26 protein-coding genes and 3 pseudogenes are annotated in these 26,204 nt (G+C 64.5%); 18 read left to right on the top strand and 11 right to left on the bottom strand.

The features are described from left to right. The first annotated feature begins 114 nt into the window (after window positions 1–114). Window positions 115–300: a hypothetical protein gene (locus tag FJ938_RS05535; protein WP_140691876.1), complete on the top strand. Its 186-nt coding sequence runs from the start codon at window positions 115–117 to the stop codon at window positions 298–300. 79 nt (window positions 301–379) lie between these two features. Here FJ938_RS05535 and FJ938_RS29810 read toward each other — a convergent pair. The 5 genes and pseudogenes from FJ938_RS29810 to rph form a co-directional block, all read right to left on the bottom strand. After that, window positions 380–493: pseudogene (locus tag FJ938_RS29810) on the bottom strand (transporter); the annotation flags it as partial. A 265-nt stretch (window positions 494–758) separates the two neighbouring features. Continuing rightward, the gene (gene hemW / locus FJ938_RS05525; protein WP_140691874.1) at window positions 759–1,922 is read right to left on the bottom strand and encodes a radical SAM family heme chaperone HemW; all 1,164 of its coding nucleotides are present in this window, start codon (window positions 1,920–1,922) and stop codon (window positions 759–761) included. Between the two features lie 11 nt (window positions 1,923–1,933). After that, window positions 1,934–2,596: an RdgB/HAM1 family non-canonical purine NTP pyrophosphatase gene (gene rdgB, locus FJ938_RS05520; RefSeq protein ID WP_140691872.1), complete on the bottom strand. Its 663-nt coding sequence runs from the start codon at window positions 2,594–2,596 to the stop codon at window positions 1,934–1,936. Beyond that, on the bottom strand, window positions 2,596–3,006 hold the full coding sequence (locus FJ938_RS05515; RefSeq protein WP_140691870.1) for a VOC family protein: 411 nt from the start codon (window positions 3,004–3,006) through the stop codon (window positions 2,596–2,598). Before FJ938_RS05515 ends, rdgB begins: the two co-directional genes overlap by 1 nt. 261 nt (window positions 3,007–3,267) lie before the next feature. Beyond that, entirely contained in the window at window positions 3,268–3,984 is a 717-nt protein-coding gene (gene rph, locus FJ938_RS05510) for a ribonuclease PH (protein ID WP_140691868.1), read from the bottom strand. A gap of 154 nt (window positions 3,985–4,138) precedes the next feature. On the opposite strand from rph, the gene hrcA reads away from it, so the two are divergent. The 6 genes and pseudogenes from hrcA to FJ938_RS05475 all read left to right on the top strand — a co-directional run bounded on the left by hrcA (window position 4,139) and on the right by FJ938_RS05475 (window position 9,824). Then, entirely contained in the window at window positions 4,139–5,221 is a 1,083-nt protein-coding gene (hrcA, locus tag FJ938_RS05505) for a heat-inducible transcriptional repressor HrcA (protein ID WP_140691866.1), read from the top strand. Window positions 5,222–5,300: 79 nt separating this feature from the next. Beyond that, a complete protein-coding gene (locus FJ938_RS05500) occupies window positions 5,301–5,498 on the top strand; it encodes a hypothetical protein (protein ID WP_140610618.1) in 198 nt (65 codons plus the stop codon). A gap of 127 nt (window positions 5,499–5,625) precedes the next feature. Then, entirely contained in the window at window positions 5,626–6,975 is a 1,350-nt protein-coding gene (locus tag FJ938_RS05495) for a sorbosone dehydrogenase family protein (protein WP_246673204.1), read from the top strand. A 109-nt stretch (window positions 6,976–7,084) separates the two neighbouring features. Beyond that, window positions 7,085–7,702 (top strand): annotated as a pseudogene (locus tag FJ938_RS05490) (LysE family translocator). A 178-nt stretch (window positions 7,703–7,880) separates the two neighbouring features. Further along, window positions 7,881–8,861, top strand: coding sequence for a cysteine synthase A (cysK, locus tag FJ938_RS05485; RefSeq protein ID WP_140610615.1), 981 nt, complete (start codon window positions 7,881–7,883; stop codon window positions 8,859–8,861). 336 nt (window positions 8,862–9,197) lie between these two features. Continuing rightward, complete coding sequence (locus tag FJ938_RS05475) at window positions 9,198–9,824, top strand: glutathione S-transferase family protein (protein ID WP_140691861.1); 627 nt, start codon at window positions 9,198–9,200, stop codon at window positions 9,822–9,824. 33 nt (window positions 9,825–9,857) lie between these two features. Here the strand turns inward: FJ938_RS05475 and FJ938_RS05470 are convergent, their stop codons facing one another. Both FJ938_RS05470 and FJ938_RS05465 read right to left on the bottom strand, forming a co-directional pair. After that, on the bottom strand, window positions 9,858–11,105 hold the full coding sequence (locus FJ938_RS05470; RefSeq protein ID WP_140691859.1) for an RNA polymerase sigma factor: 1,248 nt from the start codon (window positions 11,103–11,105) through the stop codon (window positions 9,858–9,860). 7 nt (window positions 11,106–11,112) lie between these two features. After that, a complete protein-coding gene (locus FJ938_RS05465) occupies window positions 11,113–11,481 on the bottom strand; it encodes a YciI family protein (RefSeq protein WP_140610612.1) in 369 nt (122 codons plus the stop codon). A gap of 257 nt (window positions 11,482–11,738) precedes the next feature. On the opposite strand from FJ938_RS05465, the gene FJ938_RS05460 reads away from it, so the two are divergent. From FJ938_RS05460 to FJ938_RS05450, 3 genes are read left to right on the top strand one after another with little or no spacing between them, the layout of a single operon-like run. Beyond that, window positions 11,739–12,695, top strand: a complete 957-nt coding sequence (locus FJ938_RS05460; protein ID WP_246673191.1) for a TAXI family TRAP transporter solute-binding subunit — start codon at window positions 11,739–11,741, stop codon at window positions 12,693–12,695. A gap of 60 nt (window positions 12,696–12,755) precedes the next feature. Then, window positions 12,756–14,876 carry a TRAP transporter permease gene (locus FJ938_RS05455; protein ID WP_140691855.1) on the top strand — a complete coding sequence of 707 codons (2,121 nt, stop codon included), beginning with the start codon at window positions 12,756–12,758 and terminating at the stop codon, window positions 14,874–14,876. After that, window positions 14,873–15,256: a DUF1850 domain-containing protein gene (locus FJ938_RS05450; protein ID WP_140691853.1), complete on the top strand. Its 384-nt coding sequence runs from the start codon at window positions 14,873–14,875 to the stop codon at window positions 15,254–15,256. Before FJ938_RS05455 ends, FJ938_RS05450 begins: the two co-directional genes overlap by 4 nt. A gap of 116 nt (window positions 15,257–15,372) precedes the next feature. Here FJ938_RS05450 and FJ938_RS05445 read toward each other — a convergent pair whose 3' ends face one another. Next, entirely contained in the window at window positions 15,373–15,591 is a 219-nt protein-coding gene (locus tag FJ938_RS05445; RefSeq protein WP_281409093.1) for a DCC1-like thiol-disulfide oxidoreductase family protein, read from the bottom strand. A gap of 249 nt (window positions 15,592–15,840) precedes the next feature. Further along, complete coding sequence (locus FJ938_RS05440; protein ID WP_013892047.1) at window positions 15,841–15,981, bottom strand: hypothetical protein; 141 nt, start codon at window positions 15,979–15,981, stop codon at window positions 15,841–15,843. A gap of 399 nt (window positions 15,982–16,380) precedes the next feature. On the opposite strand from FJ938_RS05440, the gene FJ938_RS05435 reads away from it, so the two are divergent. The 3 genes from FJ938_RS05435 to ligD all read left to right on the top strand — a co-directional run bounded on the left by FJ938_RS05435 (window position 16,381) and on the right by ligD (window position 20,417). Further along, window positions 16,381–16,887 (top strand): ferritin-like domain-containing protein, encoded by a 507-nt coding sequence (locus tag FJ938_RS05435; protein WP_140610608.1) that lies wholly within the window; start codon window positions 16,381–16,383, stop codon window positions 16,885–16,887. 125 nt (window positions 16,888–17,012) lie between these two features. Continuing rightward, on the top strand, window positions 17,013–17,891 hold the full coding sequence (locus FJ938_RS05430; RefSeq protein WP_140691849.1) for a Ku protein: 879 nt from the start codon (window positions 17,013–17,015) through the stop codon (window positions 17,889–17,891). 12 nt (window positions 17,892–17,903) lie between these two features. Beyond that, window positions 17,904–20,417, top strand: coding sequence for a DNA ligase D (gene ligD / locus FJ938_RS05425; RefSeq protein ID WP_140691847.1), 2,514 nt, complete (start codon window positions 17,904–17,906; stop codon window positions 20,415–20,417). Window positions 20,418–20,422: 5 nt separating this feature from the next. On the opposite strand, the pseudogene FJ938_RS05420 reads toward ligD, so the two are convergent. Continuing rightward, window positions 20,423–21,095: pseudogene (locus tag FJ938_RS05420) on the bottom strand (winged helix-turn-helix domain-containing protein). Window positions 21,096–21,257: 162 nt separating this feature from the next. Here FJ938_RS05420 and FJ938_RS05415 point away from each other — a divergent pair. Together FJ938_RS05415 and FJ938_RS05410 are read left to right on the top strand one after the other, a co-directional pair. Beyond that, window positions 21,258–21,590, top strand: coding sequence for an NIPSNAP family protein (locus FJ938_RS05415; RefSeq protein ID WP_140691844.1), 333 nt, complete (start codon window positions 21,258–21,260; stop codon window positions 21,588–21,590). Beyond that, complete coding sequence (locus FJ938_RS05410; protein ID WP_140691842.1) at window positions 21,587–21,931, top strand: antibiotic biosynthesis monooxygenase; 345 nt, start codon at window positions 21,587–21,589, stop codon at window positions 21,929–21,931. Before FJ938_RS05415 ends, FJ938_RS05410 begins: the two co-directional genes overlap by 4 nt. Before the next feature lie 210 nt (window positions 21,932–22,141). Here the strand turns inward: FJ938_RS05410 and mbfA are convergent, their stop codons facing one another. Continuing rightward, entirely contained in the window at window positions 22,142–23,125 is a 984-nt protein-coding gene (mbfA, locus tag FJ938_RS05400) for an iron exporter MbfA (RefSeq protein WP_140610602.1), read from the bottom strand. Window positions 23,126–23,301: 176 nt separating this feature from the next. On the opposite strand from mbfA, the gene FJ938_RS05395 reads away from it, so the two are divergent. The 3 genes from FJ938_RS05395 to FJ938_RS05385 all read left to right on the top strand — a co-directional run bounded on the left by FJ938_RS05395 (window position 23,302) and on the right by FJ938_RS05385 (window position 25,848). Then, complete coding sequence (locus tag FJ938_RS05395; protein WP_140610601.1) at window positions 23,302–23,625, top strand: hypothetical protein; 324 nt, start codon at window positions 23,302–23,304, stop codon at window positions 23,623–23,625. Window positions 23,626–23,795: 170 nt separating this feature from the next. Further along, window positions 23,796–24,779 (top strand): threonine/serine dehydratase, encoded by a 984-nt coding sequence (locus FJ938_RS05390; protein ID WP_140691840.1) that lies wholly within the window; start codon window positions 23,796–23,798, stop codon window positions 24,777–24,779. A gap of 151 nt (window positions 24,780–24,930) precedes the next feature. After that, on the top strand, window positions 24,931–25,848 hold the full coding sequence (locus tag FJ938_RS05385) for an NADP-dependent oxidoreductase (protein ID WP_140691838.1): 918 nt from the start codon (window positions 24,931–24,933) through the stop codon (window positions 25,846–25,848). Window positions 25,849–26,204: the final 356 nt, after the last annotated feature.

Genomic DNA, 26,204 nt, shown 5'->3' with positions numbered 1-26,204 from the left:
TGGCGCGGGCTTGCAAAACTCACGTCGATGTAAGGTAGCCGCCATTCCTTCGCCACAGTAGGGAACGAAACCGGATTTGGCGGATTTAGCCCCTGATTCCCTAGGGAGGACAGGATGGAAAGCCTGACGATACAGGACGCTTTCGCGCCCTACTATGCCGGTCGCAACAGCGCCCCCCTGCCCAGGGACAAGCGCCTGCCTGCCGAAGACGAAGCCAGCCTGAGCAAGCGGGCCGCCAGGGCCTTGCCCACAAACGCCAGGCTTTCCAACAACAAACCAGACAGCACGACGGAGCACTGACCGAACGATGCCCAATCGCTTCGATATTTTCATCACCCGTCTTGAAACGAAAAGCGCCAGAGAAGGCGTGCCCCCACATCCGATCGGCGACCAGCACCGCGCCCGCCGCGACAAGGCGGACGCCAAGCCGGTTCGCGCTGGTGAATCGCACGCCGAGAAAGATCGCGCCAAACACCGCCACAAGCACGACGCTTGAATAATCTTCGCGGGGGAGCGCGAAGACCGCCCTCACTTCGTCATCCTAGGGCGAAGCAAGGAGCCCAGCGACGCGGCGCAGACCCTAGGATCCATGCCATGACATCAAGCCGTTGCAACGGTGCAGAAATCTGGTCCGTCGCATCCCTCGACAAAGGCCGCGGCATGGATCCTCGGGTCAAGCCCGAGAATGACGAAAGCGTGGTTGCTCGGCCGCGTTTCTCATCCACTTTTTGCGTTCGGTGACTTTCGGGGATCATGCTCTACCGCGCCAGATCGGCCACCACGGCATCCAGCACGATCATGCCGGCCGGCGTGGCGCGCAGGCGGGCATTGCCAATCGGCGCCACCAGCCCTTCGCCCTGCAGCACCGACAGCCGCGCGCTCGACAGGCCGCGTCCGGAAAAAGCCTCGTAGCGCGACAGGTCGATGCCCTCGGCGAGCCTCAGCCCCATCAGCAGGAATTCGTCGGCCTCTTCCGAGCGCGTCAGGATCTCGCCGCCGGTGACGCCATGGCCCTTGGCCTCGACCAGATTGGCCCAGGTCTCCGGCATCCTTTCGGCGATGGTCACCACCCGATGGCCATTCTCGACGAAGCGGCCGTGCGCGCCGGGGCCGACGCCGACATATTCCCCATAGCGCCAATAGGTCAGATTGTGCCGGCTTTCGGCGCCCGGCCGGGCGTGGTTGGAAATCTCGTAGGCCGGCAAACCATGCGCCGTGGTGATCTCCTGCGTCAATGCGTAGAGATCGGCGGCATGGTCATTGTCGGGAATGATGAATTTCTTCGCCGCATGCAGCGCATGGAACGGCGTGCCTTCCTCGATGGTCAATTGATAAAGCGACAGATGGTCGGCGGCATGGCCGATCGCCTGTTCGAGCTCGGATGCCCAAGCCTCAGGTGTCTGGCCGGGCCGGGCATAGATCAGGTCGAAGGACAGGCGCGGAAAGATCTCGCGCGCCAGGCCGATCGCATGCAGCGCTTCCTCGACATTGTGCAGCCGGCCGAGGAACCGCAAATCCTTGTCGTTCAGCGCCTGGACGCCGAGCGAGACGCGATTGACGCCCGCCGCGCGGTAGCCGCGGAACCGTTCGGCTTCGACTGAGGACGGGTTGGCTTCCAGTGTCACCTCGATGCCATCCGGCACCGTCCAGTTCTTCGCCACGGCATCCAGAACCCTGGCCACCGTTTCGGGTTTCATCAGCGACGGCGTGCCACCGCCGAGGAAAATGCTGGTCACCTCGCGCGGCCCGGTGCGCTGGCGCATCGTTGCCAGCTCCGCCTCGAAAGCGGCGGCAAAGCGCTCCTGGTCCACCGGCTGGTGGCGGACATGGCTGTTGAAGTCGCAATAGGGGCATTTGGCCGCGCAGAACGGCCAGTGGACATAGACGCCGAAACCGGGCGTCCGGTCGAGCGGCATGCTCATGCCGGTCCCAATCATTGCGCGCCCAGCCTGGCGCGGGCGAATTTCTGGAAAGCGCGGGCGCGGTGTGACAGGGCGGTCGCCTGGCCAGGCTTCCAGCCGTGTTTTTCCTCGGCGCTCATCTCGCCAAAGGTCTTTTCGAAGCCATCGGGCAGGAACACCGGATCATAGCCGAAGCCGAGCTCGCCGCGCGGCGGCCAGACCAGCGTGCCTTCCACCTCGCCGCGATAATATTCCGCCCCGCCATCAGGAAAGGCCAGACAAATGACGGCGACGAAGCGGCCCGTGCGCCGCGACGGCTCGGCCGCGCCGACTTCCTGCAATGCCACTTCCGTGCGTTGCATGGCCATGCCGAAATCGCGCGTTCCCTCAGGGGTTTCGGCCCAGTTGGCGGTGTAGACGCCGGGCGCGCCGTCGAGCGCGTCGACGCACAGGCCGGAATCGTCCGACAGCGCCGGCAGGCCGGTCGCCTTTGCGGCGGCCAGCGCCTTGATGTAGGCGTTCTCCTCGAAGGTGGTGCCGGTTTCGTCAGGTTCGGGCAGGCCATAATCCTTGGCCGACTTCGCTTCGAAGCCGAACGGCCCCATGAGATCGGCGAATTCGCGCAGCTTGCCGGCATTGTGGCTGGCGACGACGATCTTCTTGCCATCAAGCGTATGAACGGTTGGCGAATGCATCAAAGGCCCCAGATTCTTGGCTCGGCGAACTCGATCGAATTGCCCGAGGGGTCGCGTATATAGATCGAACGGCCACCTTGCGGCCATTCGAATTCGCTTTCTATGGCGATGTTTTTCGCCTCGATATGCGCTCTCCAGCGGGTGATCTCGTCGGCGGTTGCCGCGAAGCAGAGATGACCTTCGCCGACCGTGCCGTGCGGCGGCACTTTCAGCTTGGCATCGGGTGCGGGCGGGATTCTGGTCGCCTCGGCGTTGAAGATCAGCAGCACGCCGGGTCCACAGCGGAAGAAGAGATGGCGGCCGTCGACCTTGCCGAGCAGGTCAAGGCCGAGGATATCGGTGTAGAAGGTTTCGGCGGCGGCTAGGTCGGTGACGTAGAGAGCCGATTCCAGGATCGCGGAGGGTGTCACCGGGCGCCCCCCTCTGGCCTGCCGGACCCGGCCCTACGCTGTCGCTCCGGGCGTTTGTTGTTCGGAAAGCCAAGCAATTGGCTTCCCGTCCGCTGCGCGGACCACTCCTCACCCCCCGCAAGGGGGGAGATCAGCAGCTTCAGCGTCGCCGCACCCCTCGCGCCGTTGATAGTTGGCGAAGGAAAGCCGGACTTCCGATCTCCCCCCTTGAGGGGGAGATGCCCGGCAGGGCAGAGGGGGGTGAAGCTCGGCATTTGAAAACTACGCTACCGCCATCTGCTGTAAGCTCACCAGCCGCGAAATACCTTTCTTGGCCAAGCCCATCAGGGCGGCGAACTGGTCCTCGGAGAAGGGCTCGCCCTCGGCGGTGCCCTGGATCTCGACGATGCCGCCCTTGCCGGTCATGACGAAATTGGCGTCGGTGCCGGCCGACGAGTCCTCGAGATAATCGAGGTCTATGGCCGGCTGGCCGTCATGGATGCCGCAGGAAATCGCCGCGACATGGTCCTTCAGCACCTTCGAGACACTGGCCATCTGCCGCGCTTCCATCCAGCGCAAACAGTCGTACAGCGCCACCCAGCCGCCGGTGATCGAGGCAGTGCGGGTGCCGCCATCGGCCTGGATGACATCGCAGTCGACGGTGATCTGCTGTTCGCCCAGCGCCTGCAAATCGACCACGGCGCGCAATGAACGGCCGATCAGGCGCTGGATCTCCAGCGTGCGGCCGCCCTGCTTGCCAGCGGAGGCTTCGCGGCGCATGCGCTCGCCGGTGGAGCGCGGCAGCATGCCATATTCGGCCGTCACCCAGCCCTTGCCGGAATTGCGCATCCAGCCGGGAAGCTTCTCCTCGAGGCTTGCCGTGCACAGGACATGGGTGTCGCCGAACTTCACCAGGCACGAGCCTTCGGCGTGCTTGGAGACGCCGCGCTCGAAGGAGATGGCGCGCATTTCGTCGAATTGGCGTTTGGAGGGGCGCATTCGGCCTGCTTTCTATCAGTTTTGAAATCGTGGCCGGCTTTTAGACGCATGGGGGGCAGCGCGCAAAGGAAAACGGTCCGGGTGATCCGACGCAGACACTGGTTGCGCGCGCCGCGCCGAAGTCTATATCCTCAGCAAGGAGGTTTTCGGCCGAATGACCAAGGCAATCGATCCCGGTTCGCAGCCGCTTGCGCTTCAATCGCTCGACATGCGCTCACGCGACATCTTCCGGCGCATCGTCGATTCCTATCTCAGGGACGGCGAGCCGGTGGGCTCGCGCAGCCTGTCGCGCATCCTGCCCTCCTCGCTGTCGCCGGCGACCATCCGTAATGTGATGAGCGACCTCGAACATCTCGGGCTGATCTACGCGCCGCACATCTCGGCCGGCCGGCTGCCGACCCAGGCCGGCCTGCGCTTCTTCGTCGACGCCTTCATGGAGCTTGGCGACCTCTCCGACGAGGAGCGCCGCACCATCGAGGCGCAGGTGCGGGCATCGGGCTCGGGCGCGACGCTGGAGCATATGTTGACCGAGGCCAGCCAGATGCTGTCGGGCATGTCGCGCGGCGCCGGCCTGGTGCTGGCCGCCAAGAACGAGGTGGCGCTGAAGCATATCGAGTTCATCCAGCTGGAGCCGACCAAGGCGCTTGCCGTGCTGGTGTCGCAGAATGGCGACGTCGAGAACCGTGTCGTCGACCTGCCGGCGGGCATCACCGTCTCGCAACTGCACGAAGCCTCGAATTTCCTCAACGCGCATATTCGCGGCCGCACGCTGGCCGAGGCGCGCAGCGAGATCGCACGCATCAAGGAAGAGACGAGAGCCGCACTCGACACGCTGTCGCAGGACCTCGTCGAGAAAGGGCTGGCGGTATGGGCGGGCGCGGAAAGCGGCCTGCCGGCGCGGCTCATCGTACGCGGGCGCGCCAATCTGCTCGAAAACGTCACCGCGCAGGCCGACATCGAACTGCTGCGGCATCTGTTCGAGGACATGGAGACGCAGGACGGATTGATTCAGCTGCTCGACCTTGCCGAGCAGGGATCGGGCGTACGCATCTTCATCGGCTCGGAGAACAAGCTGTTTTCGCTGTCGGGCTCATCGCTGGTGGTCGCACCCTACCGGGACAAGGATGCCCGCGTGGTCGGCGCGCTCGGCGTCATCGGCCCGACCCGGCTCAACTATGCCCGTATCGTGCCGATGGTCGACTATACGGCGCAGCTGATATCCCGCATGCTGCGGTAAGATATTTCGGCACGGCCTACGGGATGTCGACGCACCTTCGAGTGCGGCACCGAACGAACAGGCCGCAAGGAGAAAAACAATGGCGCTCGAATCGTTCAAGGCCCAGATCAGCTTGCTGCTGGAGGAGATGGTCAACCAGCCGGAAGACGCGCATGAAGTGCAGGAGCAGCTGCGCGAAAAACTGCGCGAGATGCGCGCCATGGGCCTGCCGCTACCGGCCGATCTCGTCGAACTGGAAAGGCGCCTCGACAGCGACCTCGACGCCACAGAGGCCTGACCGCCGCTCCGGCGCCGCTTCAACTCGACGTGTGGCGTGGAACAATCGCGATGGTCAGCCGTTGCCGCTGGCCGTGGCAACCGATTGCCGACACGTTGCGGAGGATCCCATGATCCGATTTGCTTCAATGGCCGCCATCCCGGTTGGCCTTGTGATTGCCAGTTCGGTCTTGGCCGCCGACCAACCGGTCCTAAGAGGCGCGGCCGCCTTCGGCGACTGGCGCGCCGACGAACCCGGGGTGCGCCGGCTGATCAAGCCGGAAGACCTGCCGAAACCCTATGCCACCAAATCGGCCTCGAACAGCGCCGGCCTTGCCGACATGCCGGCCGATACAAAGCCACGGCTGCCGCCCGGATTCTCGGCCGAGCTGATTGCGTCCGGCATCGACAATCCGCGCGTCGTGCGCATCGCGCCGAATGGCGACCTGTTCGTCGCCGACAGCGAAGCCAACCAGCTTCGTGTCTACCGCCTGGCTCCAGGCAGCGCGAAACCCGCCGAGAAAAGCATCTTTGCCGGCAAACTTAACCAGCCTTATGGGGTTGCTTTCTATCCGCCGGGCAACGACCCGCAATGGGTCTATGTCGCCAACAGCGACAGCATCGTGCGCTTCGCCTACCGCAAGGGCGCGCTGAAGGCCTCCGGCAAGCCGGAGACGATCGTCGACAACATCCCCTCGAACCACCACTGGACCCGCGACATCGCCTTTTCTCCTGACGGCAAGACGCTTTATCTCTCGGTCGGCTCCGGCTCGAACATCGCCGAGGATATGAGCAGGAAGCCGGATGGCGGCCTCGATGCGTGGGTGAAGTCGGAGCCGCTCGGCGCCACCTGGGGTGCCGAGGAAGGCCGCGCCGACGTGCAGGCCTTCGATCCGGACGGCAAGAACGGCCGCATCGTCGCCACGGGCCTCCGCAACTGTTCCGGCATGACGGTGCAGCCGGCGACCGGCGTGCTGTGGTGCGTTGTCAATGAGCGCGACGCGCTCGGCGACAATGTGCCGTTCGAATATGCAACCGCTGTCAGGCAGGGCGCCTTCTATGGCTGGCCTTGGTACTATATCGGCAACAACGAGGATCCGCGCCACAAAGGCGCGCGCCCCGATCTTGCCGGCAAGGCCGATATTCCCGACGTGCTGATGCAGGCGCATTCGGCGCCCCTCAACATCGCCTTCTACGACGGCAAGGATCTGCCCGCCGACACCGGATTTCCCAAGGAATACAGGGGCGATGCCTTCGTGGCCCTGCACGGTTCGTGGAACCGCGGCAACAGGACCGGCTACAAGGTCGTCCGGCTCAAGTTCAAGGACGGCAAGCCGACCGGCGAGTACGAGGATTTCATGACCGGTTTCGTCATCTCCAACGGCGAGGTCTGGGGCCGGCCGGTGGGCGTGGCGGTGGCGAGCGACGGCGCGCTGATCGTGACCGAGGACGGCAACGGCACGATCTGGCGCGTGACCTACGGGGGCGGTCGTTCCTGACCGCGCCTCGGCGTGGTGCAATGGAATCCGGCTTCAGGGAATTCACGCGAGCCCGGCTTCGTGCGACAAGGCGCCGTCCCAACAGCGTTTCCGGACGCAAGGCCGCATCATGACCCTCACCGGCTTCCTCGCCTATAGCGCCGCTCTCGGCGTCGCCGCCGCCATTCCAGGCCCCGGGATCACGGCGCTTGTCGCGCGTGCGCTGGGCTCCGGCTTCCGCTCGTCGCTGGCCATGTCCTTCGGCCTGATGGTTGGCGATCTCACTTATCTGACCGCCGTGGTGCTGGGCCTCGCCCTCGTCGCGCAGACCTTCGGCATGGTGTTTTTTGCGATCAAGTGGGCCGGCATCGCCTATTTGGCTTTTCTCGGCTGACGCTTCTGGACCGCCGGCATCACACCCGAGACCGTCGAAGCGAAAAAGGGCAAGGCCGGATTGCTGTCGAGCTTCGCCGCCGGCCTTACCGTGACGCTCGGCAATCCGAAGACGATGATCTTCTATCTCGCCATCACGCCGACCATCGTCGACCTGAAGACGATCACGCCTGCCGACTATGGTCTCCTCGCGGCGCTGACGGTCGTCGTCCTGTTCGTCGTGCTGGTGCCTTACCTGGCGCTCGCCGCCAAGGCGCGCTGGTTCCTGAAATCGCCGCGCGCGCTGAAGGCCCTGAACCGCACGGCGGCCGGTTTCATGATCGGCGCAGCGGCAGCGATCGCCGCCCGCCAATAGGGGGCTTTCTGCGAATCCGTTCCAGAAACGGGCGTCGCCCCGAAACGCTTTTCCAAGGCGGAAGCGTTTTAGACACAAGCCCTACTCGGATATTTTCGGCCGACGGTCTATCTTGCGCGATCGAAGGCTCTATCTTGCCGGCTGATGCCAATCGCCTGAAATCCTGGGAGCGAAACCAATGAACAAGCCCGTCACCTCCGCCCGCGTCCCCGGCCGCGGCCGCATCTACGGCTCCATCACCGACACGATCGGCGACACGCCCCTGGTACGGCTCGACAAGTTCGCCAAGGAGAAGGGCATCGTTGCCAATCTCGTCGCCAAGCTCGAATTCTTCAATCCGATCGCCTCGGTCAAGGACCGCATCGGCGTGGCGATGATCGAGGCGCTGGAAGCGGCCGGCAAGATCTCGCCCGGCAAGACGACGCTGATCGAACCGACCTCGGGCAACACCGGCATCGCGCTCGCCTTCGCCGCCGCCGCCAAGGGGTACAAGCTGATCCTGACCATGCCCGAGACGATGTCGGTCGAGCGCCGCAAGATGCTGGCTTTGCTTGGCGCGGAGCTGGTGCTGACCGAAGGGCCGAAAGGCATGAAGGGCGCCATCGCCAAGGCCGACGAGCTGGCCGCGACCATCCCCAATGCCGTCATCCCGCAGCAGTTCGAAAACCCCGCCAATCCGGAAATCCACCGCAAGACGACAGCGGAGGAAATCTGGAACGACACGCAGGGCGAGATCGACATTTTCGTTGCCGGCATCGGCACCGGCGGCACCATCACCGGCGTCGGCCAGGTCCTGAAGAAGCGCAAGCCCTCGCTGCATGTCGTCGCCGTCGAGCCGGAAGCCTCGCCGGTGCTGTCTGGCGGCCAGCCAGGCCCGCACAAGATCCAGGGCATCGGCGCCGGCTTCGCGCCAAAGATCCTCGACACCACGATCTATGACGAGATCGTCAAGGTTTCCAACGAGGATTCCGTCGCCAATGCGCGCCTCGTCGCCCGCCTCGAAGGTGTGCCGGTCGGCATTTCGTCGGGTGCGGCCCTGCAGGCGGCAATCGTCATCGGCTCACGGCCGGAGAACAAGGGCAAGACCCTTGTCGTGGTCATACCCGACTTCGCCGAGCGTTATTTGTCGACGATCCTGTTTGAGGGGCTGGGGGCTTAGGGTTCCGTACGCCGGAATCAGAACCCCGTCAGTCGAGTCCCTTCGCGCCCCCCTCTGCCCTACCGGGCATCTCCCCCACTAAGGGGGAGATCAGCAGTTTCACTGAAGGCGCTTTTTTTCGACGCTGGTGATTGGCGAAAGCCGTCGTGACATCTGATCTCCCCCTAGTGGGGAGATGTCCGGCAGGACAGAGGGGGCGCTGTCCCGCCAACCTTCCGCATCATGAAACTGGCCCGCTAAAAAATCCTCTCGTGGCGCCTGCCACCAGCTTGAGCAGAGCCCTGCTTCCGGTTCATATCGTCAACGGCCCGTCTGTTCGGGCCGGGGGAGTATCTCATGTACAAGCTCTACACGCGTCCCGGCAGCGGCGGCTTTGTCATCGAGGCGGCGCTGGCGCTGGCGAACGCACCCTTCGAGCAGATCGACGTGCCGAAGACCGACCGGCCCGATCCGGCTTTCCTGGAGATCAGCCCGCTGAACCAGGTGCCGGTGCTGACCTTGCCGGACGGCCGCTCGATCACCGAATCGGCGGCGATCTGCATCCTGCTTGCAGAGCGCCACCCCGAGGCTGGCCTGGCACCGGCGATCGACGCGCCCGCGCGCGCCGAGTTCCTGCGCTGGATGGCCTTCATGTCGTCGGTGATCTACCCGGCGATGTTGCGCTTCTATTACGCGCCGCGCTACACGGCCGATGCCGACGGCGCCGAAGCCGTCAAGCAGGCTGCCGTCGCCGAGATGAATCGCGGCTTTGCCGTCATCGATGCCGCCTTGCGCGGCCGTGACTGGCTTGCCGGCGAGGCGATGTCGGTGGCCGATATCTACCTGGTGATGCTGGTGGCCTGGCATCCCGACACAGGCAAGGCGCGCGCAGCCTGGCCGAACATTGAACGCCTGTGGAGCGAACTGCGTGCGCATCCGCTGGTGCAAAAGCTTAACGCATCGCACCAGATGTGGCCGGGCTGAAAGATCGCCGGGAGCGGCAGCGCCTTTCAGCGCTCAGTTTTTAACAAGCGCAGCCCGTTTTGCCTGCAGGAAGCGGCGCAGCGCCGGATCACGTTCGAGGCCGATGGCCCGGTCATAGGCTTCGACCGCATGCACCACATTGCCGAGCCTGGCCAGCAGGCCGGCGCGGGCGGCCCAGTAGGGTTGATAGTCGGCGAGGCGCTTGTCATCACCCAGCACGTAAAGCGCGGCCAGCCCTGCCGTCGCCCCGTCTGTCTCGGCGATGGCCACCGCGCGGTTGATCGCCACGACGGGCGAACCTGATATCATCGACAGCGCATCGTAGAGCTGCCTGATCGCGGCCCAGTCGATGCGGCCACTCAGCCGTCGCGTCGTATGGGCCGACTGCACCGCTGCCTCGAGCTGATAGCGGCCGATGACGCCCCTGGTCGCGGCATGGCCAAGCAGGGCCTCGGCCTCGTCGATCAAGACATCGTCCCACAGCGCGCAATCCTGCTCGGTCAGCGGCACATAATCGCCGGCGGCATCGCGTCGCGCGGGCCGGCGCGCCTCGGCGAACAACATCAATGCGAGCAGGCCAAGCGCCTCCGGCTCGTCAGGCAGAAGCGAGGCCACCAGGCGACCAAGCCAGATGCCTTCGCTCGCCAAATTGCGGCGCCGCGTCTCGGTGCCGGCCGGATCGGACCAGCCTTCGGCGAATGCCGCGTAGATCGCTTCCAGCACGGCGTCCAGCCGTTCGCCAAGCTCGGCCCGCTCCGGCACACGGAACGGAATGCCGGTTTCGCGGATACGGGTTTTCGCGCGCACCAGGCGTTGGCTCATCGTTGCCGGTGAGACAAGAAACGCCGAAGCGATCGTCGCGGCATCGAAGCCGAGGATGGTCTGCAGGATCAGCGGTGCGCGCACGCCCGATTCGATCGCCGGATGGGCACAGGCGAACATCAGGCGAAGCCGCTCGTCGGGCAGGTCTTCGTCGGTCATGCGCGCCTCCATCTCTTCGGCAATCAACTTGAGATGCTCGCGGCCAGCCTCCCGGGTGAGCCGCCGGCGCACCGCATCGACGCGGCGTCGCCGCGCCACGGCAAGCAGCCAGGCTTCCGGCTGCGCGGGCACACCGGTTCGCGGCCAGCGTTCGAGCGCGGCCGCGAACGCATCCGCCAGCACGTCCTCGGCGCCGGCAACGTCGCGCGAGCGCGCCGCGAGCCAGGCGACCAGCTTGCCGTAGCTCTGCCGGGCGGCTGCTTCGGCCGCCGCCCACGCCTGCTCAGAACGATCGTCCATCACATTCTCATTGCTCGGTGACGTACTCGGTCATTTCCCAGATGGGCCGTACCTCGACCGTGCCGGTGCTGGCGGCGGGACAGCGCGCCGCCCATTCGATGGCCGTGTCGATGTCGGCCGCCTCGATCATATAAAACCCGGCAAGCTGCTCCTTGGTGTCGGCATAGGGGCCGTCGAGCACGTTGGTCTTGGCGCCGGCCATCCGCACCGCAGTGGCCGCCTGGGTCGGGCGCAGCCGTTCGCCAGCCAACCACGCGCCGGATTTCTTCAAAGCTTCGGTATAGGCACCGTAGGCCGCGAGGGTCTGCTGGGTCTGTTCTTTCGGCGCATTCGCCATAGCGGCTTCGTCATTGTAGATCAAAAGCATGTATCGCATGGGTCTTCTCCCGTGGTTTCGAAGGCCGCTCCGTTGCGGGCCGAACGTATGTCGCGCTGCGGCGGCCGATTTCGACAGGTTGCGGAAAACTTTCGGCTGCAGTCGCGCCTTGCGCAAGCCGGCAGGCGTTCCGGATCCACTCAGCCGTTCGTCTAATGGCACATTTGCGGGTTGGCATTTGCGGCCCGCCGTCTAAACTCGGGCCGGTCCGCGTCGAGGAGGTGATGCGGTTGTCGCTATCCCAGGGAGGAAAACACGTGCTCTTTTTCAGAACGAAGTTCATCGCGGCTGGCATGGTGGCCCTTTCGCTGGGCGTGGGTATCTGCGGTGCCAGGGCCGACGAGTTCATCAACGTGCTGACCGGCGGCACTTCCGGAGTCTACTACCCGCTCGGCGTCGCGCTTTCGGAAATCTACGGCAAGACCATTCCGGGCGTGCGCACCCAGGTTCAGGCGACCAAGGCTTCGGTGGAGAACCTGAACCTTCTGGAGCAGGGCAAGGGCGAGATCGCCTTCGCGCTCGGCGATTCGGTGAAAGCCGCCGCCGAAGGCGACGCCGATGCCGGTTTCCCGCAAAAGCTCGAAAAGCTGCGCGCGATCGCGGCCATATACCCGAACTACGTCCAGATCGTCGCCAGCCAGGAGTCCGGCATCAAGTCCTTCGCCGACTTGAAGGGCAAGAGCCTGTCGGTCGGCGCACCGAAATCCGGGACCGAACTCAACGCGCGCGCCATCTTCGGGGCGCTGGGCATGAGCTACAGCGATCTGTCGAGGACCGAATACCTGCCGTTCGGCGAATCGGTCGAACTGATCAAGAACCGCCAGCTCGACGCCACGCTGCAGTCGGCGGGGCTCGGCGTCGCGTCGATCAAGGACCTTGCTTCATCGCTGCCGATCACCGTGGTGGCGGTTCCGGCCGAGGTCGCCCAGAAGCTGGGCGCGCCGTTCCAGGCGGCGACCATTCCCGCCGGCACCTACCAGGGCCAGAAGGAGGCCATCCCGACGCTGGCCATCACGAACATCCTGGTGACCCGGTCCGACGTGTCGGATGACGAAGCCTACCAGATGACCAAGCAGTTGTTCGAACACCTCGACCAGATGGTTGCCGCGCACAATGCCGCCAAGTCGATCAAGCTCGAGGACGCGATCAAGGGGCTGCCCATCCCGCTGCATCCGGGCGCCGCGCGCTACTACAAGGAAAAGGGCATGATGTGACAAGGGGCTATGGCCGGGGACCGGGCGGCCGGCTCCCGGCCGATTGAAGGCGCAAGTCCCATGGCTCAGACAGCGGCCGGCACCGAGACAAGAACACAGGCCACGGCGGAAGATTTCCACGACCCGACCGGAGGCGGTTTCGCGCCATCGCGAGAAGGCCGGCTGCTGTTCTGGATCGCGGTCATCTTCTCGCTGTTCCAGATTGCCACGGCCGCCCACATCCTCAGCATCCCGAGCCAGGTGCTGCGCGCCTCCCATGTCGGCTTCCTGATGCTGCTGGCTTTCCCGCTCGTCGCGTCCGCGCGCAAGCTGGACGCCGCCGGACGGACGCTCGCCTGGGCGCTGGCCCTGGCCGGTGTCGCTGTCGCCGCCTACCAGTATCTCGAATACCAGCCGCTGATCCTGCGCGCCGGCGACCTGAACACGGCCGACCTGATCTTCGGCGTCGTCGCGCTGGTCACCGTCTTCGCGGCTGCCTACGCGATGATGGGGCCGGCCCTGCCGGTCATTTCCGGGTGTTTTCTTCTCTATGCGCTGTTCGGCCAGCATCTGCCGTCGCCGCTGAACCATCGCGGCTACGACTTTTCGCAAGTCGTCGACCAGATGGCCTATGGCACGGAAGGCATCTATGGCATCCCGATCTACGTTTCGGCCACCTACATTTTCCTGTTCATCCTGTTCGGCTCGTTCCTGGAACGCGCCGGCATGATCAAGCTGTTCACGGACGTCTCGCTGGGTTTCGTCGGCCATGCACGTGGCGGCGCGGCCAAGGTGGCGGTGATCGCATCAGGGCTCATGGGCACGATCTCGGGATCCGGCGTCGCCAATGTGGTCACCACGGGCCAGTTCACCATTCCGCTGATGAAGCGCTTCGGCTACCGTGCCGCCTTTGCGGGCGGCGTCGAGGCCACGGCCTCGATGGGCGGACAGATCATGCCACCGGTGATGGGCGCCGTCGCCTTCATCATGGCCGAGACGCTCGGCGTCGAATATTCCGAAATCGTCAAGGCGGCGATCATTCCCGCCTTGCTCTATTTCGCCTCGGCCTTCTGGATGGTGCATCTCGAAGCCGGGAAACACAATCTGCTTGGCCTGTCCCGGGCCGAATTGCCTTCGCCGCTGGCGGCCTTCCGCCGGGGCTGGTACCTGATCCTGCCACTTGCAGTCCTTATCTACCTGCTGTTCTCGGGCTACACGCCGCTCTATGCCGGCACGATCGGACTCGCCATGACGGTGCTGCTGATCCTCGGCGGCTCGGTGGCGCTCGGACTGCCCTCGCCCATCCTGCGCGCCGTCTTCTGGATCGGTCTGGGCCTCGTCGCCGCCAGCTTCTTCAAGATGGGCATCAACGCCATTCTCGTCGCCGCCGCCGTGCTGATCGTGGCAAACCTCTTCGTCTCGGGCGGGCGCGACACGCTGATCGCCTGCCGGGATTCGCTGGCCGAAGGCGCGCGCACGGCGCTGCCGGTCGGCATTGCCTGCGCCGTGGTCGGCGTCATTGTCGGCACCATGACGCTGACCGGCGTCGCGACGACCTTCGGTGCCTTCATCGTCTCCATCGGCCAGTCCAGCCTGTTCCTGTCGCTTGTCCTGACGATGGTGACCTGCGTCGTGCTGGGTATGGGCATTCCGACCATCCCAAACTACATCATCACGGCCTCGATTGCAGGGCCGGCGCTGCTCCAGCTTGGCGTGCCGCTGCTGGTCGGCCACATGTTCGTGTTCTATTTCGGCATCCTGGCGGATCTGACGCCGCCGGTGGCGCTCGCCTGTTTCGCCGCCGCGCCGATCGCCCGGGAAAGCGGATTGAAAATCGCCTTCGAGGCAATAAAGGTCGCCGCCGCCGGTTTTGTCGTGCCGTTCATGGCCGTCTACACGCCGGCTCTCATGCTGCAGGACGGCGGCCCACTGTCGGCGGCGGTCGGGTATTGGCCCGCGGTCGCCTATATCGTCGTCAAGGCCGTGCTGGCGATCGGCCTGTGGGGGGCGGCCGTGATCGGCTTCCTGCGCACGCGGCTGACCGTATGGGAACGGTTCGCGGCCGCCGCCGCAGCCTTCCTGCTGGTAGCGGCGGTGCCGTTGACCGACGAGGCCGGCTTCGTCCTGTCGCTGCTGGTGGTGGGCGCGCACTGGTACCGCACCCGCACCGTGTCCGGCGCTCCCGGGCCGACGATCCCTTGAGCCTCTGCATTTTGGCCGCCGGCAAGACAGTGGCGCTGGCTGCCGCCGCCTTCACCCTGTCGTGGACGCATTCGGTCGAACGGACGCGCTGGGAGGAAGACTGGAGGGTGACGCCTTCCGGCCTGCAAGTCGTCGAGGCGCGCATCGAGGGCTCGGGCGCCGGCATGGAGCCACCCGAGGGCGCGGTGCTTCGCGGCGGCTGGTGGGTCTACGCGCCCAAGATCGGTACGCAGCGCCGCGTCGTGCTAGCCGCCTCCGGGGCGACTGGCGATGGGTGGACGCTGTGCACCCCTCAGGGCTGCAGGGAACTTGGCAAGACAGCGGGCGGGGCGATCGTGCTGGAGCCTTGCGGACCCGGCAGCACAAGCCAGTCGCGGTAGCCCGCGATCGTCCCGGCGAGCGGGTGTGAAATCCGGGCCGACCTGCCATCTCGAAACCCAGCGAGCCATGCCGTTAGCCGGCTATGTCATTTCGCCTGCTGAACACTGGACGGCCTTCAGCCAAGGACCGCGACGAAGCTGTCGGGCCGCGTGAAGGCGCCATCGATAAAAACGAAATTGGTTTCGTAGCTGTCGGTGCGCGGCCCGTGTCTCCGGAACAGCGCTTCGCCGAAGGACGATTGCGCGGTGGCGAAGCGGAATCGGTTCTGACGGTCGAGCCTGACCGCGAGGCGCACGAAACCCAAACACAGCGCGCAGACGCCATCGAAGAGGATCAGCGGATGGCTTGCGTCGAAGGATTCAGGTGGACGGCTTGACTTGGTAGGCTGACTGGGGAGGGTCGGTCACGGGTGCCTCGGCTGCTCGTGTCCTGCGACACCAAGCCAGCCGGCGGCATCAAAGACGTGGCGATGCCGCCCGCCGCCTGTCGGAGAAAATCGGGCGCTCGGCGCGATAGGTGGTCGCGCGGGAGTTGGCACCCGGCCTGCAGATGCGGCTGTTGTGGCGGCTCTCGAAAGTCATGGTCAGTGCGCGCCCAGCGACGTGCCGCGGCGGGCGCAAGCCGGACCGGGGCCGCGCATGTAATAGCGCTCGGGCCGATAGGTCGGCGCGACGAATTCGCGGATGGCGGCGGCATAGCCGATGAGGTGCGTGAGGAAGTTCATTTTACCTGTCCCTGTCCCGTTTTCGGATGTCCTTTCCGATTTGCGGGAATGATAGCATCGAGGCGTGAATAGTCGGTGAACGTGATGTTAATTTCTGGTCGAAAACCCGTCGCTTCGTGGCCGGAATGCGGCCGATTCGGGGTGTTTCGGCGCCTTTTGTCGCCATTTTCGCCGGTGTGACTTTTGCATCACATATGTTTCGTTTGAATGTCGCCTGCGCGCGGTTCTGTTTCAACTTGCAGACGGCCGCCGGAAATTTCATTTGCCTCCTGCCAATGGGGACCGGAACCGGCCCATGCACCGGACGTTGAGCCTTGGGCCGGCATGCCGGCTCGATGGGCGCTGCCAAAGGCAGGCCAACAATCCCGAAACAGCAAGAGCAATGGAAAGGCTGAAACCATGGGCTTCTTTTCGAAGGACATCAAAACGCTGGACGACCTGTTCGTGCATACTCTGCGCGACATCTATTATGCCGAAAAACAGATCGAGAAGGCGTTGCCGAAGATGATCGACAAAGCCACCGACGCGCAGCTGAAGGCCGGCTTCGAAAAACATCTCGAGCAGACAAGGGGCCACGTCGAACGCGTCGAGGAGGTGTTCGAACTGCGTGGCGTCAAGGCAAAGACGGTCAACTGCCCGGCCATTGACGGCATCCTCGAGGAGGCCGACGAGGTAAGCGGCGATATCGACGACAAGGAGGTGCTGGACGCTGCCCTGATAGCATCGGCGCAGGCGGTGGAGCACTACGAGATGACCCGCTACGGCACGCTGATCGCCTGGGCCAAGCAGCTTGGCCGCAGCGACTGCGCCGATCTGCTGGCCAGGAACCTCAAGGAAGAGCAGGCGACGGATCGCAAGCTGACCGAAATGGCGGAAAGCAAGATCAACCTGCAGGCCGCCGAATAAGGGGCTGAGGACCAAGGCCGGAGGCATTCGCGCCGGCCTTGGCCCGACCGGATTGGAACCGGTTGCGACGTTGTCCGTTGCACCTCATCTTTTAACGGAAATCGTCTTTCTCAACAGGAATCGTCATGGCGCCGCGTCCGGCCTGGAGAGGCTACCTGAAGCTTTCGCTGGTCACCTGCGCCATCGAACTCACCAATGTCGTCACTCATGCCGAGAAAGTCTCGTTTCGCATTCTCAACCGCCAGACCGGCAACACGGTGAAGCGGATCTATGTCGACGCCGAAACCGGCAAGCCGCTTGGGGACGAAGACGAGATCAAGGGTTACGAAGACGACAATGGCGAGTTCATCCATATCGAGGAAGACGAGATCGAGGCCGTACAGATCGAGTCGTCGCATACGATGGGGCTCGACGGTTTCGTCGACAAATCCTCCATCGAGCAGATCTACCTGGATACCCCCTACTACGTCACACCGGCCGACAAAGTCTCACAGGAAGCCTTCGCCGTCATCCGCGACGCCATGGCCGGCAAGAAGATGGCGGGGCTGGCCCGCATCGTGCTCTATCGGCGTGAACGTCCCGTGGTCATCGAGCCGCTCGGCAAGGGCATGTTGCTGACGACGTTGCGCTACGACAACACCGTGCGCCAGCCTGACACCGTCTTCGGCGCCATCGAGGCGGTGAAGACGGATCAGGAAATGACCGATCTGGCCGAGCTCATCATCGACAAGAAGAAGGCGAAGTTCGATCCCTCGAAGTTCGAGGATAAATACGAGGACGCGCTGCTCGAACTCATTCGCGCCAAGAAGGCGGGCCGTAAGGCGCCGAAGGCCAAGGCGCCGCCCAAGCCTTCCAATGTGGTCAACCTGTTCGATGCGCTGAAGAAGAGCCTTTCGTCCGAAGGCGGTTCCGGCACCGGCCGCGCAAAGACCGCGGTGAAGGCAAAAGCGGCGGCCAAGCGCGGCAAGCCGAAAGAAGCCGCGACCAAGCGCAAGTCGGCGTGAGGATGCGAACAGATGGCTAGCCTCGAACAGTATCATGCCAAACGCGATTTCAAGAAGACCGCGGAGCCGGCCGGCAAGGTGGTCCACAAGAAGGGCGAGGCCGGCGGCATCTTCGTCATCCACAAGCATGCCGCGACAAGGCTGCACTACGACCTTCGCCTGGAACATGCGGGCGTGCTCTGGAGCTGGGCGGTGACGCGCGGGCCAAGCCTCGACCCGCATGAGAAACGGCTGGCCGTGCATGTCGAGGATCATCCTATCGACTACGCGCCGTTCGAAGGCACCATTCCGAAGGGCGAATATGGCGGCGGCTCGGTCATCGTCTGGGACGAAGGCACGTGGACACCCGACGGCGATCCGGCCAAGGCGATGAAGAAGGGACATATCGATTTCGAACTCAACGGCCACAAGCTGCACGGCCGCTGGCATCTGGTGCGGCTGAGACCGCGCCCCGGCGAGAAGCGCGACAATTGGCTGCTGATCAAGTCGGGTGATGCCGCCGCGCGGCCGGGCGAGGATATTCTGAAGGACGAGCCCAGATCGGTGAAATCCGGCCTGACGATCGAGGAGGTCGGCGAAGGCAAGGCGGCCAAGGGCGAGAAACCGAAGGTCTGGCACTCCAACAAGCCGGCCGCCGGCACGGCGAAGGCCGGACACGCGAAGCACCTGGACTTCATCGAGCCGCAATTGGCGACGCTGGAGCGGGATGCGCCGTCCGGCGAGGACTGGCTGCACGAGGTGAAGTTCGACGGCTATCGCATGCAGGCGCAGATCGCTGGCACCGATGTGCGGCTGCTGACCCGCACCGGCCTCGACTGGACGAAAAAGTTCGGCGACGCCATCGTCGCCGAGCTCGCCAGCCTGAAATGCAGCGACGCCATCATCGACGGCGAGATCGTCGTGCTGGCCGACAGCGGCGTCTCTTCCTTCGCGCTGCTGCAGCAGGATCTGTCGGCAAAACGGACAAATCGCTTCATCTACTATGTATTCGACCTGATGTGGCTGAATGGGCAGGACCTGCGCCGCGAGCCGCTGGTCGATCGCAAGCAGGCCCTGCAGGAATTGCTGGCCGGGCAGCCGCAGGACTCGGCGGTCCGCTTCAGCGACCATTTCGCCGAGCCTGGCAAGGTGATGCTGGAGCATGCCTGCCGCATGGGGCTGGAAGGCGTCGTTTCCAAACGGGCCGATGCGTCCTACCGCAGCGGGCGCGGCCCGACCTGGGTGAAGTCGAAATGCACGGCACGGCAGGAATTCGTCATCGGCGGTTATTTGCCGTCGGACAAGACCGGGCGCGGGCTGCGCTCGCTGCTGGTCGGCTATTACGAGGGTGGCAAACTGCACTATGCCGGTCGCGTCGGCACCGGCTTCTCCACCAAGGGCGCCAATGAGCTGAAGAAAAAACTCGACGCGCTGAAAGCCACGGCTTCACCGTTCAACGCGGCCGTGCCGACGGGCAAGGGCCTGGTCTGGGTCAAGCCGGAGCTGGTCGGCGAAGTGGAGTTTCGCAGCTGGACCTCCGACCGTATAATACGCCATGCCTCGTTCCAGGGATTGCGCGAGGATAAGCCCGCGGAGGAAGTCGTGCAGGAAAAGCCGAAGGCAGCAGCGACAGCCAAGAGCGCGGCCAAGGCCAAGCCGGCATCCAGCGCCGCCAAGGCTGCCGGAGCCGCCAGAACCACCGTGAAGCTCTCCCATCCCGACAAGCTTTTATGGCCCGACGAAAAGATATCGAAGCAGGCCCTGCTCGATTACTATGCGCTGGTATGGCCGCGCATGAAACAGTTCGTGGTCGACCGCCCGCTCAGCCTTGTCAGGGCGCCGGATGGCGTGCACGGCCAGCGCTTCTTCCAGAAGCATGCGTCACCCGGCATGCACGAGAAGATCGCGAAGACGAACGATCCCACCGACGGCGAGGAAATCCTGTTCATCCGCGATTTCGATGGCATTGCGGCACTGGTCCAGCTCGGCGTGGTCGAAATCCACATCTGGGGCTGCACCATCGATGATCTGGCAAGGCCCGACCAGATCGTCTTCGATCTTGACCCGGACGAGGGCGTCGACGTCGAGGCGGTGCGCGCGGCCGCCCTCGACATAAGGGGCAAGCTCGACGAACTGTCGCTGCCCAATTTCGTCAAGACGTCGGGCGGCAAGGGCTTTCATGTCGTCGTGCCGCTGAAACCGTCGGCGGATTGGGCCGAGGTCAAGAGCTTCGCCCATGATTTCGCCCGCGCGCTGGAACAGGGAGCGCCGGACCGCTACACCGCGACGTTGTCGAAGAAAGCGCGCACCGGCAAAATCTTCGTCGACTATCTGCGCAATGGCAGCGGCGCGACCACCGTCGCCCCCTACTCCTCGCGGGCCAAGAAGGGCGCCACCGTGTCGATGCCGGTGACCTGGGCCGAGATCGAGGCCGGACTGGCGCCCAACGCGTTCCCGATCGGCGACAAGACAACGCTGGAGCGGCTGGCGGAGCCTGATCCCTGGGTGGATTTTTTCAAGAAGGGCAAGGCGTTGAAGCGGGGGTAGCCCGCTCAGGCTAGAAACACCCTCTCGAATGCCGCCTTGCCCGGCGGCGAGAAAATGACCGCACGGCTGTCCTTCTCACGCCGTGCCCATTTCTCGGCAAGAATCTTGTCGAGGATGGCGGCCCCAAGCGAGCCGGCGAGGTGCGAGCGCCGAACGCTCCAGTCGAGGCAGGCGCGGCAGACCGGACGGCGCGGCCTGGCGCCGACATCGATGCCGATGGCTGCGAAATGTGATGCGGCGGAGGGCGACAGCCTGATCTTGTTATCGTCTCGCACCAGAATTCTTTTGTCGACAAACCGATCCAGCATCGCGACCGCCTGCTCGCCGGCGAGGTGGTCGTAACAGACGCGCGACGCGCATCGCCGCGTCACGCGGGCCCGGCCGCACGCGCCTGGGGCCAACGGCTTCGGCGACACCGGTGATGGCTTCGATCATGCCCGCCACTTGCGGCCCGGCAAGGCCGTAGTAGCGATGCCGGCCCTGGCTGGCCAGGGTCAGCAGTCCGCCCTCCATCAATTTCGACAAATGCGAACTGGCTGTCGGCAAGGAGACGCCGGCTTCCAGCGCCAGCTCGCTTGCCGTCAGTGCCGTGCCGCCCATCAATGCGGAGAGCATGTTGGCGCGGGCCGGATCGCCGACCAGGCTGGCGATACGGGCAATGTCGGGTCCTTCACGCATAGTTTGATCCTTGTCGAAGCATCCCAGTGAGATAACCACTATTCTGGCTTCAGCTCAAGGAGCCGGCGACGGCGGCTCCTGACAGGAAATGCCTAGCACCTCGATGCGCACGACGTTTCGACCGCGCTCGAACCATTGATGCAAAAACCCAGGGAGCCGACCATGACCATCACCTGCTTCATCCGCTACGAGATCGACCGTTTCGGCAAGGCTGCCTTCGAGGAATATGCCCGCAACTGGGGCCAGGCCATTCCGCGCTGCGGCGCCGACCTGATCGGCTACTATGCCCCGCATGAGAGCTCGGCCACGACGGCCTATGCCGTCTACAATATCGACAGCCTGGCGGCCTACGAAGCCTATCGCGCCCGGCTTGCCGCCGATCCCGCCGGCAAGGCAAACTATGAGTTCGCCCGCCGTGAACGCTTCATCCTCAGGGAGGACCGCATGTTCCTGAAACACGTCTCCGGGCCCCACGCGCCATTGGTGAAAACATGATCGCCGTCATCTTCGAGGTCGAACCGGCGGCGGGCAAACGCGATGCCTATCTCGCCATCGCCGCCAATTTGCGTCCCTTGCTCGACGGCATCGACGGGTTCATTTCCATCGAGCGCTTCCAGAGCCTGGCAGACCCGAATCGCATCCTGTCGCTGTCGTTCTGGCGCGACGAGGACGCGGTAAGGGCCTGGCGCAACACCGAGGAGCACCGGCAGGCGCAGCAAGCCGGCCGGGGCGGTATCTTTGCCGGCTATCGTCTGCGCATCGCGCATGTCGTGCGCGACTATGGGCTGACGGAGAGGGACGAGGCACCGGCTGACAGCCGGGCGGCGAATGGGTGAGTTTGGTTGATATTGGCGCCGCCCCTCACCTGCCTGCCGGCATCCTCTCCCCGTATAGTGACGGGGAGAGGGGCGCTGTCATCGCGGATTTCGCCAATTGCCTACCTTGCAGGAAGAGCACCAAGGTAGAAGCCATCTCCTTCTCCCCGTCCCTTATACGGGGAGAAGGTGCCGGCAGGCGGATGAGGGGCAGCGCCGACCTCCGCTTATCTATGCATTCCCGATCAGCACGCCGGCCGCGAACACCAGCGCGCCGCCCAGCACCACCTGGAAGGCGGCGCGCAGGAAGGGGGTCTGCATGTAGCGGTTCTGGACGAAGGCGATCGCCCACAACTCAAAGAACACCACCACGGCGGCAACGGCGGTTGCCGTCCAGAAATGCGGGATGAGATAGGGCAGCGCATGGCCAAGGCCGCCCGCCGCCGTCATGACGCCGGTGGTGATGCCGCGCTTTATCGGAGAGCCCCGGCCCGATAGCTTGCCGTCATCGGACGCCACTTCGGTGAAGCCCATCGAAATGCCGGCGCCGATCGAGGCGGCAAGACCGACCAGAAAGGTCTGCCAGGTGTCATGCGTGGCGAAGGCGGCGGCGAAGATCGGGGCCAGTGTCGAGACCGAGCCATCCATCAATCCGGCCAGGCCCGGCTGCACATAGGTAAGGATGAACTGGCGCTGCTCGGCGGCAGCCTCCTCGTCCTTCATCTCGCCGGGGACATGCTTCTGTTCGAGGCGCTGCGCCAGCGTTTCATGGCCTTGCTCCGCCAAGGCCAGGTGGTCGAGCAATTTCCGCGTCGAGGCATCGGTGGTGCGCTTCGCCGCCTCGACATAGAACAGATAGGCCTGCCGTTCCATCGCCTCGGCCTGGCTGCGCACATGCTCGATGCCGAGCGGCCTTACCAGCCAGTCGGGCTTGCGCTCATAGTACCCCTTCACATGCTCGCGCCGGATCAGCGGGATGCGCTCGCCAAAGCGCTTGCGATGAAGCTCGATCAGCGAGTCGCGATGGCCGTCCTCTTCCTTGGCCATCTCCTCGAACACTTTCGCCGATTGCGGAAACCGCTCCGCCAGCCCGTCGGCATAGGCCCGGTAGATGCGGCCATCGTCCTCCTCGGACGAAATGGCCAGCGCCAGGATCTCCTGTTCGGAGAGCGACTCGAAGGGCCGGCGGCCGAAACCGAAAACACGGGAAAGCATGAGGAAATCACCCTATTTAGAATTGTTCTAAACTAGGGTTGGAAGTGGCCCGGGTCAATCGCATGCTTGGCCGCGAGGTCAAGAATTGTTGAAGCGCTCGAGCGTGGGTGGCCCTTTGTTATCGGCAAAGATTCACCTATATAGCTGAACCTAAGACAAGAATGAGGATCCAGCAGATGACGACAAAACATCCCGCACAGCATTTCGATCCGAAGCCCGTCCTCGATCTTATCGCCAGCATCGAGGCGGACCTGCAGAGGCTGAAGGGCCTGGTCGAGCAGGAGGTCGAGAAGTTCGACCCCGCCAATCCGCACAACAAGGCTCCGGATGGCAAGCTGACCGAGGAAGGCGTCGAATGCTGCTACCGCATGTTCGACGAGGGCAAGTCGCGCTATTCGGTCTCACAGCAGATGAAGATCTCGTTTGCCGCCGCCACCCACCGCTTCAACAATTGGCGCAAGCTGGGCGGCACCAAGAGGCAAAGGACGCTGCTGGGTTAGGAGCGGTCAATTCTCGGTCTCGGCGCCGCCCCTCACTGCCCTTGGCAGGTGAGGGGCGGTGCAAACGCCGTTCATGACTCGCCAACTTTGTAACGGTCACATTTTTTCAATGGCACGCCACGTGCCTTTGCGGGCATCATAGAGACACCATCTCTCTTGCTGGACCTCGCATGACCACCCTCACTCTTCCCGGCATCGCCGACATCCGCGCCGCCGCTGCCCGGCTTTCGGGCCTGATTGTCGAAACCCCCCTGATCGAATCGCAGGAGCTGAACAAGCGCTTTGGCGGCCGTATCCTGTTCAAGCCCGAGACGCTGCAGCGCACCGGCTCGTTCAAGTTCCGCGGCGCCTACAACAAGCTGTCTTCGCTGAGTGAAGAAGAACGCAGCCGTGGCGTCGTCGCCTTTTCCTCGGGCAATCATGCGCAAGGGGTCGCCGCTTCCGCCGCCATGTTCGGGGTGAAGGCGGTCATCGCCATGCCGGCGGACGCACCGGCGATGAAGATCGGCAACGTCCGCCGGATGGGCGCCGAGGTGGTGCCGTTCGACCGCTTCCGCGATGACCGCCTGACCGTGGTTCGCCCCTATCTGGACAAGGGCATGGTGCTGGTGCCGCCCTTCGACGATCCGGCCATCATCGCCGGGCAGGGCACGATTGGCCTTGAACTCATGAGGCAGGCCAGGACGCTCGGCGTCAGCCTCGACGCGGTCATTGTCCCCTGCGGCGGCGGCGGTCTGACCAGCGGCATCTCCGTCGCGGTCAAGGACGCCTCGCCCGGCACCGCGGTCTGGGCGGTGGAGCCGGAGCATTTCGACGACACGCGCCGCTCGCTTGCCGCCGGCGCCCGGGTTTCGAACGAACCGGGCTACAGCTCGATCTGCGACGCGATCCTGACCGCCGAGCCGGGCGCCATCACTTTCGAGATCAACCGCAGGAACCTCGCCGGCGCCATTGCCGTTTCCGACACGGCGACCGCGCAGGCGATGCGCGACGCCATGGCCCACCTCAAGCTGGTGGTCGAACCGGGCGGCTGTGTCGGACTGGCTGCGCTGTCTTCGGGCGGGATCGAACTCGCGGGCAAATGCGTCGCCGTGGTGCTGTCCGGCGGCAATGTCGATTTCGGCACCTATGCCGAAATCATGGCTGCTGCATAAAGCGGCGACCAGTTCTGGATTGCACGCGCCGTCGCGCATCTGACGATTGCCGAAGGCCTCGGGACCCCTGCTGGCGAACGTGCCGCCCAAATCCGGGGAGTGGTCGGAAGCCTCTCCACCAAAGAGACAAATGACCGAGGAGGAAACTATCATGAAGGCTATCGTGGTGACGGACCAGGCGGCGGGAACGGCCGGGATGACGCTGGTGGAGCGGCCCGAGCCGCAGGCAGCGATAAACGATGTCGTGGTTCAGGTTCATGCTTCGGGGTTCGTCCCGACCGAGCTGACGTGGCCCTCGACCTGGACCGATCGCCGCGATCGTGACCGAACACCGTCGATTCCCGGGCACGAACTGGCCGGCGTGGTCACCGCCCTCGGCTATGGCACGACGGGATTGTCGGTGGGACAGCGGGTGTTCGGCCTCGCCGACTGGTATCGCGACGGCACCCTGGCGCAGTATATCGCCATCGAGGCACGCAACCTCGCGCCGCTGCCGGGCGACGTCGACTTCACGGTGGGTGCGAGCCTGCCGATCTCGGGCCTGACCGCCTGGCAGGGACTATTCGAGCTCGGCCGCCTTCGGGCCGGGCAGAGCGTTCTTGCGCATGGCGCAGCCGGCGCGGTCGGGTCGATGGTGACGCAACTCGCACGGGAGGCCGGCGCCTACGTCATCGGCACCGGACGCGCCGTCGACCGTCAGGCGGTGCTCGACTTCGGCGCGAAGGAGTTCATCGACCTCGACAACGACGCCCTGGAAGACGCCGGCAAGGTCGATCTGGTGTTCGACGTCATCGGCGGCGACATCGGCAAGCGGTCCGCAGGCATGGTCCGGGCCGGAGGAACGCTGGTGTCCGTCGTCGGGCCTGTCGAGGCGCGGCCCGCCGACGGCCTTGCGGTCGACTTCGTTGTCGAGTCCGATCGTGCCCAGCTGAACGAGATCGTCCAACGGGTGCGGGACGGACGTCTGCGGACGAACATCGGCAACGTCTCGGCCCTCAACGATGCCGTCGCCGCCTTCAACCCGACCGAGCGGCGCAAGGGAAAGACGATCATCCGCGTTCGTCCGTGAGGATTTGGGGATGGCGCAAATGGCCTCAGAATCGTGGCCAGCCACGCCGTCGTCACGCACCTGACGATCGCGGAAGAACTTGGTCCGCAGTTGGCGATCGTGCCGGCGAGAATGGGGCAATGGATAGGAGGCTTGGTGCCGAGGAGCGACGACTTTCAGAAGTCAGGATGCTCAAGTTGTCGCGCGGTTGGGACCACTTTGGGGCCGCAAGCCGACTGTCCGTAATCGGAGGCAGGCTGGGGAACTCGATCATGCGGCGGCGCGGCGCGGCTCGTCCTATCGGCTTCACAGGCTGCTGAGCTGGCTAATGACATGCCCGGCACCTTGCGGCGGCGCCGGAGCGTTTGTGAACGATT

Source organism: Mesorhizobium sp. B2-4-14 (assembly GCF_006442155.1).
Taxonomy (GTDB): Bacteria; Pseudomonadota; Alphaproteobacteria; order Rhizobiales; family Rhizobiaceae; genus Mesorhizobium.
This window is presented reverse-complemented; position numbering and strand designations above follow the sequence as displayed.

What these genes read in the sequence shown, in the direction of transcription:
- FJ938_RS05535 (WP_140691876.1), top strand. Translation starts at nt 115, where the DNA reads ATGGAAAGCCTGACGATACAGGACGCTTTCGCGCCCTACTATGCCGGT.
- FJ938_RS05455 (WP_140691855.1), top strand. Translation starts at nt 12,756, where the DNA reads ATGGCTCAGACAGCGGCCGGCACCGAGACAAGAACACAGGCCACGGCG.
- rdgB (WP_140691872.1), bottom strand. Translation starts at nt 2,596, where the DNA reads ATGCATTCGCCAACCGTTCATACGCTTGATGGCAAGAAGATCGTCGTC.
- FJ938_RS05395 (WP_140610601.1), top strand. Translation starts at nt 23,302, where the DNA reads ATGACGACAAAACATCCCGCACAGCATTTCGATCCGAAGCCCGTCCTC.
- FJ938_RS05465 (WP_140610612.1), bottom strand. Translation starts at nt 11,481, where the DNA reads ATGCGATACATGCTTTTGATCTACAATGACGAAGCCGCTATGGCGAAT.
- FJ938_RS05475 (WP_140691861.1), top strand. Translation starts at nt 9,198, where the DNA reads ATGTACAAGCTCTACACGCGTCCCGGCAGCGGCGGCTTTGTCATCGAG.
- FJ938_RS05410 (WP_140691842.1), top strand. Translation starts at nt 21,587, where the DNA reads ATGATCGCCGTCATCTTCGAGGTCGAACCGGCGGCGGGCAAACGCGAT.
- FJ938_RS05415 (WP_140691844.1), top strand. Translation starts at nt 21,258, where the DNA reads ATGACCATCACCTGCTTCATCCGCTACGAGATCGACCGTTTCGGCAAG.
- FJ938_RS05500 (WP_140610618.1), top strand. Translation starts at nt 5,301, where the DNA reads ATGGCGCTCGAATCGTTCAAGGCCCAGATCAGCTTGCTGCTGGAGGAG.
- FJ938_RS05495 (WP_246673204.1), top strand. Translation starts at nt 5,626, where the DNA reads ATGGCCGCCATCCCGGTTGGCCTTGTGATTGCCAGTTCGGTCTTGGCC.
- FJ938_RS05435 (WP_140610608.1), top strand. Translation starts at nt 16,381, where the DNA reads ATGGGCTTCTTTTCGAAGGACATCAAAACGCTGGACGACCTGTTCGTG.
- FJ938_RS05385 (WP_140691838.1), top strand. Translation starts at nt 24,931, where the DNA reads ATGAAGGCTATCGTGGTGACGGACCAGGCGGCGGGAACGGCCGGGATG.
- cysK (WP_140610615.1), top strand. Translation starts at nt 7,881, where the DNA reads ATGAACAAGCCCGTCACCTCCGCCCGCGTCCCCGGCCGCGGCCGCATC.
- FJ938_RS05470 (WP_140691859.1), bottom strand. Translation starts at nt 11,105, where the DNA reads ATGGACGATCGTTCTGAGCAGGCGTGGGCGGCGGCCGAAGCAGCCGCC.
- ligD (WP_140691847.1), top strand. Translation starts at nt 17,904, where the DNA reads ATGGCTAGCCTCGAACAGTATCATGCCAAACGCGATTTCAAGAAGACC.
- FJ938_RS05440 (WP_013892047.1), bottom strand. Translation starts at nt 15,981, where the DNA reads ATGAACTTCCTCACGCACCTCATCGGCTATGCCGCCGCCATCCGCGAA.
- FJ938_RS05390 (WP_140691840.1), top strand. Translation starts at nt 23,796, where the DNA reads ATGACCACCCTCACTCTTCCCGGCATCGCCGACATCCGCGCCGCCGCT.
- FJ938_RS05430 (WP_140691849.1), top strand. Translation starts at nt 17,013, where the DNA reads ATGGCGCCGCGTCCGGCCTGGAGAGGCTACCTGAAGCTTTCGCTGGTC.
- hrcA (WP_140691866.1), top strand. Translation starts at nt 4,139, where the DNA reads ATGACCAAGGCAATCGATCCCGGTTCGCAGCCGCTTGCGCTTCAATCG.
- hemW (WP_140691874.1), bottom strand. Translation starts at nt 1,922, where the DNA reads ATGAGCATGCCGCTCGACCGGACGCCCGGTTTCGGCGTCTATGTCCAC.
- rph (WP_140691868.1), bottom strand. Translation starts at nt 3,984, where the DNA reads ATGCGCCCCTCCAAACGCCAATTCGACGAAATGCGCGCCATCTCCTTC.
- mbfA (WP_140610602.1), bottom strand. Translation starts at nt 23,125, where the DNA reads ATGCTTTCCCGTGTTTTCGGTTTCGGCCGCCGGCCCTTCGAGTCGCTC.